This window comes from Brevibacterium sediminis, assembly GCF_024895295.1.
Lineage (GTDB): Bacteria > Actinomycetota > Actinomycetes > Actinomycetales > Brevibacteriaceae > Brevibacterium > Brevibacterium sediminis.
On the sequence record NZ_JAHQRN010000004.1, the window covers coordinates 50,650 to 64,580 of the forward strand.

The window sequence follows — 13,931 nt, forward strand, 5'->3', positions numbered from 1 at the left end:
CTCCGATAGCATTGAGCCACCGTATCTTCGCGTCGAAAGGCTGTCTTCATGGGAAACCCTGAGCAGGAATCACAGGCCGCAAACGATCCGTTCTCGCTGACGGGACTCACGTATGACGATGTCCTCCTCCTGCCAGGCGACACCGATGTCATCCCTTCCGAAGCCTCCACCGCCTCCCGGCTGACCAAGGAGATCGAGCTCAACATCCCGCTCGTCTCCGCGGCGATGGACACCGTGACCGAATCCCGGATGGCGATCGCCATGGCCCGCATCGGCGGCCTGGGCATCATCCACCGCAACCTCTCCGCCGAGGATCAGGCGAACCAGGTCGACTACGTCAAGCGCTCCGAATCGGGCATGATCAACGACCCGCTGACGATCACCCCGGACAAGACTCTGGAAGAGCTCGACGAGATCTGCGGCAAGTATCGCATCTCCGGACTGCCGGTCGTCGATGAGAACAATGTGCTCGTCGGCATCGTGACCAACCGCGACCTGCGCTTCGTCACCCGCAGCGAATTCCCCACACGCACCGTCGCCGAGACGATGACGAAGATGCCGCTGGTCACCGCGCCCGTCGGCGTGGCTGCCGAGAAGGCGTTCGAGCTGCTCGCCGAACACAAGGTCGAGAAGCTGCCCCTCGTCGATGACAACAACGTCATCCAGGGCCTCATCACCGTCAAGGACTTCGTCAAGACCGAGGAATATCCGCTCGCGACCAAGGACGACGAAGGCCGCCTGCGCGTCGGTGCCGCCGTCGGATTCTACGGCGACGCCTACGAACGTGCAGGACTGCTCGCCGAGGCGGGAGCCGACGTCCTCGTCGTCGACACCGCCAACGGCCACGCCCGCGGAGTCACCGAAATGATCAAGAAGATCAAGTCGGACCCGGCGTTCTCCGCCGTGCAGATCATCGGCGGAAACGTCGCCACGAAGGAAGGCGCGCAGGCGCTCGTCGAGGCCGGAGTCGACGCCGTCAAGGTCGGCGTAGGACCCGGATCGATCTGCACCACCCGCGTCGTCGCCGGTGTCGGCGTCCCGCAGGTCACTGCCGTCCACCTTGCTGCACAGGCCGCTCAGGCCGCCGGGGTGCCGGTCATCGCCGACGGCGGTCTCCAGTACTCCGGTGACATCGGCAAGGCCCTCGTCGCCGGTGCCGATACCGTCATGCTCGGCTCTCTGCTGGCGGGATGCAACGAATCGCCGGGCGAACTCATCTTCGTCAACGGTAAGCAGTACAAGGCCTACCGCGGCATGGGTTCGCTGGGCGCGATGGCCCCGCGCAAGGGCAAGTCGTATTCGAAGGACCGCTACTTCCAGGCCGATATCGCCACCGACACCGACCTCATCCCCGAGGGCATCGAAGGCCGAGTCGCCTACCGCGGTCACCTCAAGCAGGTCGCCCACCAGCTCACCGGAGGCCTGCGCCAGACGATGTTCTACGTCGGCGCGCGCACCGTCGGCGAGCTCAAGGCCAAGGGCAAGTTCGTCCGCCTGACCACGGCAGGGCTGAAGGAAAGCCACCCGCACGATATCCAGATGACCGTCGAGGCCCCGAACTACGTCGTGAAGTGACGTAGGCAGGCACATCTGACGGAGATGCCTCTGGTCGATGAGAAGCCGCAGCTTCCGCGTTTGAGCGGAGGCTGCGGCTTCTTGCGTGTGCGGTCGGCTGAGGGCACGGGGCGAATTCCTGGCTGTTCAACGGAAATCTGTGACTCTGCAGTGCCTGAGCAAATTGTTGGGTCGATCCACGGTGTTCTGCGGTCTGAAACCACCGTGGATCGACCCAACAAATCGCGGTCACCCGGGCGCCCTTGGTCTCACGATGCTGGATGACACACCCCGATGTGACGAATGCCACTCGCCCATTTTCCGGCCGATGCATCCGTAGTGCGAACGGCCGTCTTGCCGTGTGAACGCTGGGAAGCGGGGCATCGTCCTTGGTGAGGGGTCTACTTCCGTAGTCATCGAATCCGCCCGGAGGCTCTTCGGGAACAAAAGAACTTAGGGTAGGTTTCCCTAATGCGAGCCGCGCTTCGCGGTGCGCATCATCGAAGGAGGAAACCTCACAGTGACGACTTCTCTGCTCTACGACACCGAAGCGACACCCACTTCAGCACCCCTTCAGACTCCCGAAATTCCCCACCCGGACGCCGCCGGCACCGTCAGCGATCGTGGCGCCCACACCGATGCCCTCCTCGGCGCCCACAGCGCAGACGAGTACACATCGCTCATGCACGACGTCGTCGACATCCTTGGCGAACGGTTCCGCACAACTGAGCGCGCCGCCTCGGCGAAGGATCGCTCCGGACTGCAGGCCGCCGTCGACGCCGTCGACCTCGACACCGCAGGCGTCGGCAACGCCGAAGCCCTGCGCGAGGTCGACGCTCTCTACGCCGACAATGCCGTGTGGTTCCACCACCCCAGCTACGTCGCCCACCTCAACTGCCCGGTCGCCGTGCCCGCCGTCGCCGCCGAAGCGATGCTCGCCGCCATCAACACCTCGGTCGACACCTACGACCAATCCGAGGTTGCCACCCTCATGGAGCGCCGCCTCATCGACTGGACCTGCGGCCACCTCGGCTTCGCCGGCGGCGACGGAATCTTCACCTCCGGAGGCACCCAGTCGAACCTCCAGGCACTGTTCCTCGCCCGCGAAAACGTCCTCGCCGAGGCAGCGGGACACGTTGAGGCCAATGACGCCGAATCCCGCCGAGGCGGCCCTGACCTGGGCGCGCCCAACCGCCGCGACCTGCTGTCCCGGCTGCGGATCCTGGCCACCGACCAGGCCCACTTCTCAGTGTCCCGTGCGGCATTCCTCCTCGGTCTCGACGCCGAGGCGGTCGTGACCGTCCCGACCGATCGGTCCGGCCGCATGGATGCCGAAGCACTCAATGCCAGCCTGCTCGCGATCCAGGCGAACGACCAGATCCCCATGGCCGTCGTCGCCACCGCCGGAACCACCGACCTCGGTGTCATCGACCCGCTCGAGACCATCGCCGAGGTCTGCGAATCAGCGAACGTGTGGCTGCACGTCGACGCCGCATACGGCGGCGGACTGCTCTGGGCCCCACAACGCGCCCACCTGCTCGACGGGATCTCCAGGGCCACCTCGGTGACCATCGACTTCCATAAGACGTTCTTCCAGCCCGTGTCCTCATCGGCCCTGCTCATCAGGGACGCGAGCCTGTTCGCGCCGACGATCCACCACCACGACTACCTCAATCCCGAAGCCGAAGCGCAAGAAGCCGACGCCGAACCGAACCAGGTCGACAAGTCCCTGCAGACCACCCGCCGCTTCGACGCGCTCAAGCTCTGGACGACGCTGCGCGCCCGCGGAGCAGGGGAGATCGGATCGATGCTCGACGCCGTCTGCGACCTCGCGACCGACGTCCGGGCGCTGCTCGAGGACCAGGCGGACTTCGAAGTGCTCGGCGCCTCGGACCTGTCCACGGTGCTCTTCAGATTCACCCCGGCGACCGCGGACCAGGTCACCTGCGACGAACTCGTCCCGCTCATCCGCCGAGTCCTCTTCCGCTCCGGCCGCGCCGCCATCGCCCGCACCGTCATCGACGGCACGCCGTGGCTCAAACTCACCCTGCTCAACCCCGACACCCGCATCGACGACGTCACCGCCGTGCTCGACCTCGTCCGTGCCACCGGGCACGGCATCCTCGCCGGCCGGGACCTCGAGGACGCAGCGACAGAAGGAGGCGCAGCATGAGCGCAGATTCCACACACGTTCACGACATCCTCGGCGTCGGCATCGGACCCTTCGGACTCGGCCTGGCCGCACTGTCGGAACCGCTCGACGACGTCGACGCGATCTTCCTCGACCAGCGCCCCGAATTCCGCTGGCACCCGGGCATGATGATCGAAGGCTCGACCATCCAGGTGCCGTTCCTCGCCGACCTCGTCACCATGGCCGACCCCACCTCGCCGTACTCGTTCCTCAACTTCCTCAAGGAGCGCAAGCGGCTCTACCCGTTCTACATCCGCGAATCCTTCTACCCCCTGCGCGCCGAATTCGACGAATACTGCCGGTGGGTCGCCGCCCAGCTGGATACGCTGCGATGGAACCGCCGCGTCGTGTCCGTGACCAGGGACGACGGTGTGTACACCGCCCTGGCCGAGGTGGTCGATGACTCCGGTTCGATCGTGACGACCGAGACCTACCGCGCTCGGCATCTCGTCCTCGGGGTGGGAACGCAGCCGGTGCTGCCACCTGCGCTGCAGGGGCTCGGGGGCGATGTCGACGACTCGCCCGCTGTCGGCCCGGACGGTGCCGCCGGCTTGCCCGCTGCCGGCCCGCTCATCCACACCGCCGATTATCTCGAGAACCGCGAAGCGCTGCTCGACTCGGGGGCGATCACGATCATCGGCAGCGGCCAGTCCGCCGCTGAGATCTACCGTGACCTCGTCGACGACGCAGAAGACCGCGGAGTGCGCCTGGACTGGGTGACCCGCTCGCCGCGGTTCTTCCCGATGGAGTATACGAAGCTCACCCTAGAGATGACCTCCCCGGAGTACACCGACCACTTCCGGGCCCTGCCCGATGAACTGCGCGAACGTGTCGGCCGGGAACAGCGCACGCTGTACAAGGGCATCTCCGCCGACCTCGTCGACGACATCCACGACACTCTCTACCGACTCAGCCGCGGCGGGCGGCAGCTGCTGACGAACCTCGTCTCCGAAGCCGAACTCGAAACCGCCGAGATTGATCCGATCAGCGGCGAATACCTGCTCGGCTTCCGCAACACGGCACTGGACAAGACGTTCACTCGGCGGTCCGGATCCGTGGTCGCCGCCACCGGATACAAATCGCAGGTCCCGGACTTCCTCAGCCCGCTCGGCGACGACATCCGTCTGGACTCCCGAGGCCGCCTCGACGTCAGCCGCCACTACACGATCAACGACGAAGGAACCATCCACGTCCTCAACGGCGAAGAGCACACCCACGGCGTGACCGCCCCCGACCTCGGCTTCGGCCCGTGGCGGGCCTCGGTGGTGCTGGCCGCAGTGACCGGCCGGGAACCCTATCCGATCGAACGGACCATCGCCTTCCAGACCTTCGGGATCCCGGCCGACGAATCCGATGCCGTGCCCGATGCCGCCTTCGCACTCGACGACTCCAAGGAGATGTCACACGCATGACCACCGAACTCATCACCAGCCTGACCATCACCGAGGCGGACGAAACCGATCCGACCGATTCTGCTGTTGGTGCGAACGCCGCCGGTGCGCGCACGGACCGCAGTTCGGACGTGAAGCTCACGGCCGCCTCGGCGACAGTGACCATCCGTCCGCTCGACGTCGACCGGGACACCGCCCGGATCCACGGGTGGCTGACCCACCCGCGCGCTCACTACTGGATGATGACCGACCTCGACGAGAACGAGGTCCGGACCTACTTGGATGGCATTCGCGACTCCGCGGACGACGCCGGTTGGGTCGGCTCCGTCGACGGCACCGACTGCTTCTACGTCGAGACCTACACTCCCGACAGCCTCATCCCGCAGAACGTCGTGGCGACCGGGCCCGCGGACATCGGGATGCACCTGCTCGTCGCACCGCCGGCAGGACCGGCCGTGCACGGCCTCACCGACCGCATCATGGCCGAGGTCATCGACTTCTGCCTGAAACCTGTTGACCAGGGAGGACGCGGTGCCGAGCGCGTCATCGTCGAACCCGATGCCAGGAACGATGCGATCATCGAGAAGAACCGAGCTGCCGGTTTCACCCCCATCACCGAGGCGACCATCATGATGGGCGAGATCGAGAAACTGGCGCTGGTCAGTGTGTGCACCCGCGCGGATTTCGAGGCCAGCGCGCTGGCACCGTTCGTCGCAGTCGGTGCTCGGGAGTCGCGCGCGACTGAGACCGGCGAACCGGACAGCGACCAGAGGTCCACCATGTCTCGCACGGGTCGGACGCTCGCAACCCCACCGGCCCCGTACGCCCACCTCAACGGGGATGCGTTCGCCGTCGTGCAGCGCCACCTCGTCGCCAAAGCCCTGTCCGAATTCGCGCACGAACGACTCATCGCACCGGTGAGCCTCGGCGAGGGTGAAGGGGTCGCAGCGAACGGCAGTGCACATCGGGTCGGGGGAGCCGCCTCGGCGAATGGCGAGGGCCAGACCTGGGAACTGAGCATCGACGGCGCCAGCCGATACACGTTCACCGCGCGTGTGCTGCCGCTCGAACACTGGGTGATCGACGAAGCGAGCATCACCCGGTGGCGCGACGGTACCGAGGTGCCGCTCGACGCGCAGGAACTCGTCGTCGAACTCCAAGACGAACTCTCCATCCCGGAAGACCTCATCTCCACCTACCTCGAGGAACTCGCCTCGACCCTGGCCGGGGCCGCGTTCAAACTCGAGGACGCCCGAGCCGGGCGCAGACCCGATGCACGTGCACTCGTCGAAGCGGATTTCCAGACCACCGAGGCGGCCATGACCGAAGGCCATCCGGGGTTCCTCGCGAACAATGGTCGCATCGGCTTCGGTCTCAGTGACTTCCGCAAGTGGGCGCCGGAGAACGGACAGCTCAACCGCATCGAATGGGTGGCAGTGAGGCGTGAACTCAGCCATCTGTCCACGGGCATCGGACTCGACGAGGAGAGCCACCTCGGTGAGGCTCTCAGCGAAGCCGAACGGGATCTCTTCGGGTCCCGGATCCGGGCGGCGGGACAGGACCCTGCGGACTTCCACCTCATGCCGATCCATCCCTGGCAGGCCGACCACCGCCTGGCGATCACCTTCGCCGCGGACATCGCGCGCGGCGATCTTCTGCCGCTCGGGGAAGGGCTCGATAAGCACCAGGCGCAGCAGTCCCTGCGCACGTTCTTCAACCATTCGCGGGCCGGAGCTCCGTATGTCAAGGTCGCGCTCGCCGTGCAGAACATGGGATTCCTGCGTGGGCTGTCGCCGAAGTACATGCGCGACACTCCAGCCATCAACGACTGGGTTGCTGGCTTGGTGGGCTCCGACCCCACCTTCGCCGAGGCGGGCTTCCGAGTGCTGCGGGAGCGCGCCGCACTCGGCTACACCGGTGATGTCTACCACCGGACGAAGGAGACGAACCCGCACCGGAAGATGCTCGCCGCCCTGTGGCGGGAGAACCCCGTCGAGCAGATCGATCCAGGTCAGAAGCTCATCACGATGGCTGCCCTGCTGCACCGGGATCACCAGGGGGTGTCGCTGGCCGGCGAGCTCATCAGCGCATCAGGCCTGAGCACCGCGGCATGGCTGCGCAGCTACCTGCGGGCGTACCTGAAGCCGCTTGTCCATGCGCTGCTGGCCCACGATCTCGTGTTCATGCCGCACGGGGAGAACCTCATCCTCGTCCTCGACGAGCATGTGGTCACCGGGGCATTCATGAAGGACATCGGTGAGGAGGTCGCCGTGCTCGGCCACCGAGAACTGCCTGCCGATGTCGAACGCATCCGTGCAGTGGTGTCGGGGGAGGAGAAGGCGCTGTCGGTGTTTACCGACATGTTCGACGGAGTCCTGCGGCACCTCTCCGGCATCCTCGACGGCGATGGACTGCTGCCGGCCGAGAGATTCTGGGCGATCGTCGCCGAGACCCTCGACGACTACGAAGCGGAGCACCCGGATGATGCGCGCGGTGTCAGCGGCGACGTGGATCTGCGTGCCGACCACTTCGCTCATTCGTGCCTCAACCGGCTGCAGCTGAAGAACACGAAGCAGATGGTCGACATCGGCAACCAAGCCGAATCACTGCTCTACGCGGGCACGATGCCCAACCCGGTGGCTCGCTGAGTCATAGGGGGCCACGCCGACCGCTCACCTGAGCGGCGACCGCTCGTCGCATAACTTGATACAGCGACGGCAACTCGAGCGCTCAGTGAAGGATGACTGAGCCAGTGCGTGCGCTCGCCGCTGCGCTGAGCGGTCGGTGATTCGACGTAGCAGAACATGCCACTCGCCGAGGCGGGACTCCGGAAAGGAGTCCCGCCTCGGCGAGTACGTTCAACGAGTTGATCCGATGGCGGAATCGGAGCCATGTTTATGAGCGCGTCTGCGGGCGATGAGCAGGCCGAGTGACCAGGCCAATGGAATGGGGATCAGCGGTCCGCAGAACAACCAAGTGAGTATCATCGCGACACCGGCCGAGATCCACCCGTCCTCAATGGTGCTCGCCCAGATGGTTACGACAATGCAGAATCCCAGGAGAAGAAGACACACAACTGACACGGCGGCGTAGAGCCAGCGGCCCACTGTGGATTTCGGAATCACTCTGTCCTTCCGCAATCGCGGCGTACTGTGAGATTTGACGATACAGGCAATCTTGTCGAACTCATGTTGATTTTTAAGCGGTTACGGCATAATTCGATAAAGGCATCACCGTCGTAAACCACTCGTTTGGAACACTGCAGAGCCGACCGGAGGCCACTGATATGACTCCCGAGCAGACTTCACTTATCGAACGAATCCGTGCACTCATTGTCGAAGAGCCCGTGGTTCGAGAGGTCTCGATGTTCGGAGGCCGCGCGGTCATGGTCAACGAGAAGATGATCGTCAGTGCTGGTAAGACGGGTGATCTGCTGGCGCGTGTCGATCCCGACTGTCACGACAAGCTCATCGAGCGACCAGAAGCTGCACGGGCCACGATGGGGGCCGACCGCGATATGGGGCCCGGGTGGATCAACGTGAGCGCAGAGTCTGTCCGTGATGGCGAAACCTTGGCGTTCTGGGTCGAGACCGCTTTGGATTTCAACCGGCCCTAAGCCGTGCGGATATTTCGCGCCGAGACCTGATTGTTGCAAACGGTTAGCCCTATTGCGGGGACAGCGCGAATAGAGTGTCCAGAAGCACACAGGTTTCAGTGGTGTGTTCGGATCAGGCAGTCCATCCGTGCGGGATTTCGTGCGACATCTCAAAGGCGACAAACATGCTCAGACTCAGTGCGGCCCTCGCCTCATGCGGTGCCGTCTACGCCGCCTATGTTCTGTTCGACAGCGCCGATTTCGAGGCCGGAACCGTCAACTCCTACCATTCGATGTGCGCGGCTTTCGCATTGATCGCCAGCACGCTCATCATTGCGGCACTGCCTCAGATATCAGCGGCGAGCGTTGCTGTGAAGTCAACAGGGGGCCTTGCCCTTGTTGTCGGTCTGTCGATAGCCGTGGCCGCCTGGTCGATTCCGTCTTCAGATGACTCGGGCTATCTCGGAATCATCACCGTCATGTTCGGGTTGCCAATGCTCGGGCTCTTGTCGGTGGCTGCCGTTCTGGTGGCATTGGGCACACTGATCGCTGAACTTGTCGCATCCAAGGCAACCGGACGGTGACAGGCCAGCACAACTGAGTCCGCCGCGCGAGCGGTTAGTATCATTCCAACGGTTGCCTGTGCGTCGATGCGCAGATTCACGAACCGGTTCTCAGACTCAAAGGTGTGCGCATGGCGAAGCAGAACGATCGGCCGACCCTGGCCACGGTCGCTGCGCGTGCCGGCGTGAGCATCAAAACCGCCTCCCGCGTCCTCAACGGCGAAAAGCACGTTGCCGCCTCGACGGCGGAGAAAGTCGAAGCTGCCGCCGAAGAGCTCGGATTCCGCCTCAACCCCACGGCCAGACGCTTGCGTGCCGGAGGCCGTTCACCCTATATCGGCGTCGTCCTCTCCGCCGCCGGTGATGCCTTCCAAGCCCGTGCGTTCGCAGCAGTGGAAGCCGAGCTCGCAACCCTCGACCTGCGCCCGGTGGTGACCGTGGTCGGAGACGACCCCGACCGGGAGGAAGCCTTCCTCGACGAATGCCTCGCCAACGACCTGACCGGGCTCATCGTCATCCGCGCCCACCCCGAGGCGGCCGAGACCTACGCACGAGCCGCCTCGGCGCCGGGCACTCGAATCGTCTCCCTCGACCCAGCGGTCGAAGGCCCTGGAATCAGCATCGTTGCAGGCGACGATCGTGAGGCGGGACGCCTCGCGGCCGAACAGCTGCTCGCTCACGGGCACATGGCACTCGGCGTCATCGGCGACCATTCGCCCAGCCTCATCACCACCCGCCGACTGCAGGGAATCCAGGACGCCATCGCCGGCCGCCGCGGCGTCGGCTGGCGCGCCTATATGCGCGAAGACGCCCACGACGAAGCCAGCGCGAAGAACGTCGTCGCCGCCTGGCTCGGTTCCCGCAGCGCACCCGGAGCCCTGATCACCCTGTCCGCCACAGTGACCCAAGGTGCCATCGACGCCTGCCGCCGCCTCGGCGAATGGCCGGCACTGGTCGGCATCGACGATTTCCCCACGGCCGAACTCCTCGATGTCACCGTCGTCGATCGCAACGTCGGATCCCTCGCCGCCGAGGCGGTCCGACGACTCCGGGTCGGTGTCGAACCCAGCGTTGCCGGCGAGGGCGGGGACCGCCTCGGCGAGGGGGATGGCCCGTTTGCGGGGGAGGCGAACCGGCGCGATCGAGTCGACGACGGCGTGCCCGATTTCGACAATGCGCTGTGCGTCATCGCTCGTGGCAGCGGTGAAGAGCCGCCGGACACCCGCTGAAGATTTTTGTCGAAACAGTTGACAGCAGGCGGCGTTCAGCGAATCATATTCAACAGCCTGACAACGTTGTCAGAAAGATTGAAAGGTTCACAATGAGGCACAACCTTAAGTCCCACAAAAAGCTGGCGCTCCTCGGTGCCTCCGTCGCGATCGGCGCTCTTGCGCTCAGCGGCTGCGGCAATCAGAAGGGCCAGGGAAACGACGAGGCCGACAGCGGATCCGGCGGCGACGGGGACGTCACCATCGCGCTGCTGCTGCCCGAGTCGAAGACCACCCGGTACGAGTCGCTCGACAAGCCGAACTTCGAGAAATACCTCAAAGAAGCCAACCCAGACGCGAAGGTCGAATACCGCAACGCCAATCAGGACGCGACTCAGCAGCAGCAACAGGTTGAGGCGGCCGTGACCGAAGGCGTCGACGCCATCGTCCTCGACCCCGTCGACGCTTCCGCAGTCTCATCCGCGCTGTCGAAAGCCGAAGCGAAGAAGATCCCGGTCATCTCCTACGACCGCTTCTTCGAAGGTGCGGATTACTACACCTCGTTCGACAACAAGAAGATCGGCAACCTGCAGGGCCAGGCCGTCCTCGACGGGCTCAAAGACGCCGGCGTCGACCCGAAATCGGGACCGGTCTGGATGGTCAATGGTGATCCGAAGGACCCGAACGCCGCGGACTTCAAGGCCGGCGCCGAAGAGACCCTCAAGGGCGCAGGCGTGGACATCGCCGCCAGCCACGACACTCTCGACTGGAACCCCGACGACGCCCGCCAGTGGGTCGAAGGTCAGCTGCAGGGCAAGGGCGAGAAGCCGATCGCGATCTACTCTGCCAACGACGGCACCGCCGGCGGCGTCATCGCCGCAACGAAGAAAGCCAAGGTCGAACCCGTCGTGACAGGTCAGGACGCCGAGGTCGACGGTCTGCAGAACATCCTCAAGGGTGACCAGTACGCCACGATCTACAAGTCGATCCCACCGCAGGCCGAGTTCGCCGCCAAAGCCGCCGTGGCCCTGGCCGCAGGCGAGGACGTCGACGCGGGCACGACCTACAAGGACACCCCCACGGACTTCGTCGAAGCCAAGGTCGTCACCACCGACACCATCAAAGACATCGTTGGTGACCAGATCAAGGCCGAGGACATCTGCACAGGCAAGGTGGAGAAGCTCTGTGCCGATGCCGGCGTGAAGTGAGCGCGTGCGCGTTCACAATCTGACGTGACCGACCTCGAGCCGGCGACCGCCACCGGTCGCCGGCTGCCGGGGTCAACGACTGCGACAAGTAGGAACAGATGACATCAGAGACACCCGACCCGGCAACTGAGGCGACGCGGACGCCGGGCAGCGACAGCGAGCCGGTGCTCGAACTGCGCGGAATCAACAAACGGTTCGGTGCAGTCCAAGCCCTGACCGACATCCATCTCAGCGTCGGTCGCGGCGAAGTCGTCGGCCTCGTCGGCGACAACGGCGCCGGCAAATCGACCCTGATCAAGGTCATCGCCGGAGTCCACGCCGCCGATGACGGCGAACTCATCATGAACGGGACGGCGCAGAGATTCTCCTCCCCGAAGGATGCACAGAAAGCCGGAGTGGCCACAGTGTTCCAGGATCTGTCCCTGTGCGAGAACCTCGACGTGGTGGCCAACCTGTTCCTCGGACATGAGAAGACCCGCGGCGGCGTCCTCGACGAAGTGACGATGGAAGCCAAATCCTGGGAGCTGCTGCGCAGCCTCTCGGCAAAGATCCCGAGCGTGCGCGTACCGATCGCGGCCCTGTCCGGCGGTCAACGTCAGACGGTCGCGATCGCCCGGTCCCTCCTCGGCGAACCATCCTTGGTCATGCTCGATGAACCGACGGCGGCACTCGGCGTCGCCCAGACGGCCGAAGTGCTCAACCTCATCGAACGGCTCAAAGAACGCGACCTCGGCGTGCTGCTCGTCAGCCACAATATGGCCGATGTGCAGGCGGTGTGCGACCGGGTGCACGTGCTGCGGCTGGGCAAGGACGCCGGTGATTTCCCCGGTGACGAGCGCACCGATGTGCTGGTCGCCGCGATCACCGGAGCCAGCGACAATGTCGTGACCAAACGCGCCGCACGGAGGGGTGAGCGTCGATGACCCGCAATTCCTTCATCACCGATGAGCGGATCTCCTCCGAAGGCGTGATCGGCACCTTCGTCCGCCGGGTCAAAGAGGGGCAGCTGGGGTCGTTCCCGGTCATCCTCGCACTCATCGTCATCGTCATCGTATTCCAGTCGGCCGACTCGAACTTCATCTCTCCGGCCAACCTAGTCAACCTCTCCACTCAGGTCGCGTTCCTCGCGATCCTGGCTCTCGGCATCAACCTCATCCTGCTCCTCGGCGAGATCGATCTGTCTCTGGCGCAATTGGGCGGTTTGGCCGCCTCGCTGCTCGGTGTCTTGGTGGTAAGGCAAGGTGTGCCGCCGGCCTTAGCGCTGGTCATCATGCTGCTGCTCGGCCTGGTCGTCGGCGCGATTCAAGGTTGGTTCTTCGCCGTCGTCGGCATCCCGGCGTTCGTCGTCACCTTGGCCGGTCTGCTCGCGTTCACCGGTCTGACTCTGACGACATTGGGCACGCAGAAGAACCTGTCGATGTCGGACACCTTCGCCTTCGACTTCGCCAGCTTCTACTTTCCTGCGATCTGGGCCTATATCTTCGGCGCCGTCGCGATCATCGGCTTCGGCGGCGGCATCATCTATTCGAAGCTGCGCCGCCACCGGGAGGGTCTCAGCGCTCCGAGCTGGACCTCTGTGATCGTGCGGATCGTACTGCTGGCCGCGATCGTGTTCGGGTTCCTCATCCTCGTCAATCAGGACTTCGGTCTGGCGATGCCTTTCTTCCTCATGATCGTCATTGCGATCATCATCGACCTCGTGCTGCGCAAGACCCGCTACGGTCGTTCCATCTACGCCGTCGGCGGAAAGGTCGAAGCTGCACGGCGTGCCGGCATCCGCGTGACCTGGGTGCGCATCAGCGTGTTCATGGCAGCCGGAGTGCTGGCCGCATTGTTCGGCTTCATCAAGACCGGTGTGACGACAAATGCGGGATCGACGCTGGTGAGCACGCAGGACCTGCTCAATGCGATCGCTGCAGCTGTCATCGGCGGCACCTCGCTGTTCGGCGGACGCGGAACCGCCTGGGCAGCCGTGCTCGGTGCTCTGGTCGTCGGTGCGATCAACAATGGTCTCTACCTCATCGGCTTCAACTCCGATGCGCAGCAGATCATCACCGCACTCGTCCTGCTCACCGCCGTCGTCATCGACGCGCTCAGCCGCCGCGGACAGAGGTACGTCGGGCGCGGGTAGTGGGGCGTGAAGCTCTCTCTGCCGACCGCTCGCCTTAGCGTCGAGCGCGCAATGCATAGCTTGATACAGCGACGTTGAGTCGAGCGGTCG

General features: G+C 64.7%; 10 protein-coding genes. All 10 read left to right on the forward strand.

Annotated features, from left to right (window positions below; translation table 11 throughout):
- Positions 1–48: 48 nt before the first annotated feature.
- The 10 genes from guaB (at position 49) to KTJ89_RS10250 (ending at position 13,841) form a co-directional block, all read left to right on the forward strand.
- The gene (guaB, locus tag KTJ89_RS10205) at positions 49–1,575 is read left to right on the forward strand and encodes an IMP dehydrogenase (protein WP_259357641.1); all 1,527 of its coding nucleotides are present in this window, start codon (positions 49–51) and stop codon (positions 1,573–1,575) included.
- 499 nt (positions 1,576–2,074) lie between these two features.
- Positions 2,075–3,727, forward strand: a complete 1,653-nt coding sequence (locus tag KTJ89_RS10210) for a pyridoxal phosphate-dependent decarboxylase family protein (RefSeq protein WP_374990268.1) — start codon at positions 2,075–2,077, stop codon at positions 3,725–3,727.
- Positions 3,724–5,157, forward strand: a complete 1,434-nt coding sequence (locus KTJ89_RS10215) for a lysine N(6)-hydroxylase/L-ornithine N(5)-oxygenase family protein (RefSeq protein WP_259357642.1) — start codon at positions 3,724–3,726, stop codon at positions 5,155–5,157. The genes KTJ89_RS10210 and KTJ89_RS10215 overlap by 4 nt, the downstream gene beginning before the upstream one ends.
- Entirely contained in the window at positions 5,154–7,784 is a 2,631-nt protein-coding gene (locus KTJ89_RS10220; RefSeq protein ID WP_259357643.1) for a GNAT family N-acetyltransferase, read from the forward strand. Before KTJ89_RS10215 ends, KTJ89_RS10220 begins: the two co-directional genes overlap by 4 nt.
- 638 nt (positions 7,785–8,422) lie before the next feature.
- Positions 8,423–8,752 carry a TfoX/Sxy family protein gene (locus tag KTJ89_RS10225; RefSeq protein ID WP_139908724.1) on the forward strand — a complete coding sequence of 110 codons (330 nt, stop codon included), beginning with the start codon at positions 8,423–8,425 and terminating at the stop codon, positions 8,750–8,752.
- 164 nt (positions 8,753–8,916) lie between these two features.
- Positions 8,917–9,315 carry a hypothetical protein gene (locus tag KTJ89_RS10230; protein ID WP_139908723.1) on the forward strand — a complete coding sequence of 133 codons (399 nt, stop codon included), beginning with the start codon at positions 8,917–8,919 and terminating at the stop codon, positions 9,313–9,315.
- Between the two features lie 110 nt (positions 9,316–9,425).
- A complete protein-coding gene (locus tag KTJ89_RS10235; RefSeq protein ID WP_259357644.1) occupies positions 9,426–10,523 on the forward strand; it encodes a LacI family DNA-binding transcriptional regulator in 1,098 nt (365 codons plus the stop codon).
- A 92-nt stretch (positions 10,524–10,615) separates the two neighbouring features.
- A complete protein-coding gene (locus tag KTJ89_RS10240; protein ID WP_139468400.1) occupies positions 10,616–11,710 on the forward strand; it encodes a substrate-binding domain-containing protein in 1,095 nt (364 codons plus the stop codon).
- 98 nt (positions 11,711–11,808) lie between these two features.
- Positions 11,809–12,633, forward strand: coding sequence for an ATP-binding cassette domain-containing protein (locus tag KTJ89_RS10245; protein WP_259357645.1), 825 nt, complete (start codon positions 11,809–11,811; stop codon positions 12,631–12,633).
- On the forward strand, positions 12,630–13,841 hold the full coding sequence (locus KTJ89_RS10250) for a sugar ABC transporter permease (RefSeq protein WP_139468402.1): 1,212 nt from the start codon (positions 12,630–12,632) through the stop codon (positions 13,839–13,841). The genes KTJ89_RS10245 and KTJ89_RS10250 overlap by 4 nt, the downstream gene beginning before the upstream one ends.
- Positions 13,842–13,931 lie beyond the last annotated feature (90 nt).

Bases quoted from the DNA above. Each gene is read 5' to 3' on its own strand.
- guaB (WP_259357641.1), top strand. From the start codon at position 49: ATGGGAAACCCTGAGCAGGAATCACAGGCCGCAAACGATCCGTTCTCG.
- KTJ89_RS10215 (WP_259357642.1), top strand. From the start codon at position 3,724: ATGAGCGCAGATTCCACACACGTTCACGACATCCTCGGCGTCGGCATC.
- KTJ89_RS10220 (WP_259357643.1), top strand. From the start codon at position 5,154: ATGACCACCGAACTCATCACCAGCCTGACCATCACCGAGGCGGACGAA.
- KTJ89_RS10225 (WP_139908724.1), top strand. From the start codon at position 8,423: ATGACTCCCGAGCAGACTTCACTTATCGAACGAATCCGTGCACTCATT.
- KTJ89_RS10230 (WP_139908723.1), top strand. From the start codon at position 8,917: ATGCTCAGACTCAGTGCGGCCCTCGCCTCATGCGGTGCCGTCTACGCC.
- KTJ89_RS10235 (WP_259357644.1), top strand. From the start codon at position 9,426: ATGGCGAAGCAGAACGATCGGCCGACCCTGGCCACGGTCGCTGCGCGT.
- KTJ89_RS10240 (WP_139468400.1), top strand. From the start codon at position 10,616: ATGAGGCACAACCTTAAGTCCCACAAAAAGCTGGCGCTCCTCGGTGCC.
- KTJ89_RS10245 (WP_259357645.1), top strand. From the start codon at position 11,809: ATGACATCAGAGACACCCGACCCGGCAACTGAGGCGACGCGGACGCCG.
- KTJ89_RS10250 (WP_139468402.1), top strand. From the start codon at position 12,630: ATGACCCGCAATTCCTTCATCACCGATGAGCGGATCTCCTCCGAAGGC.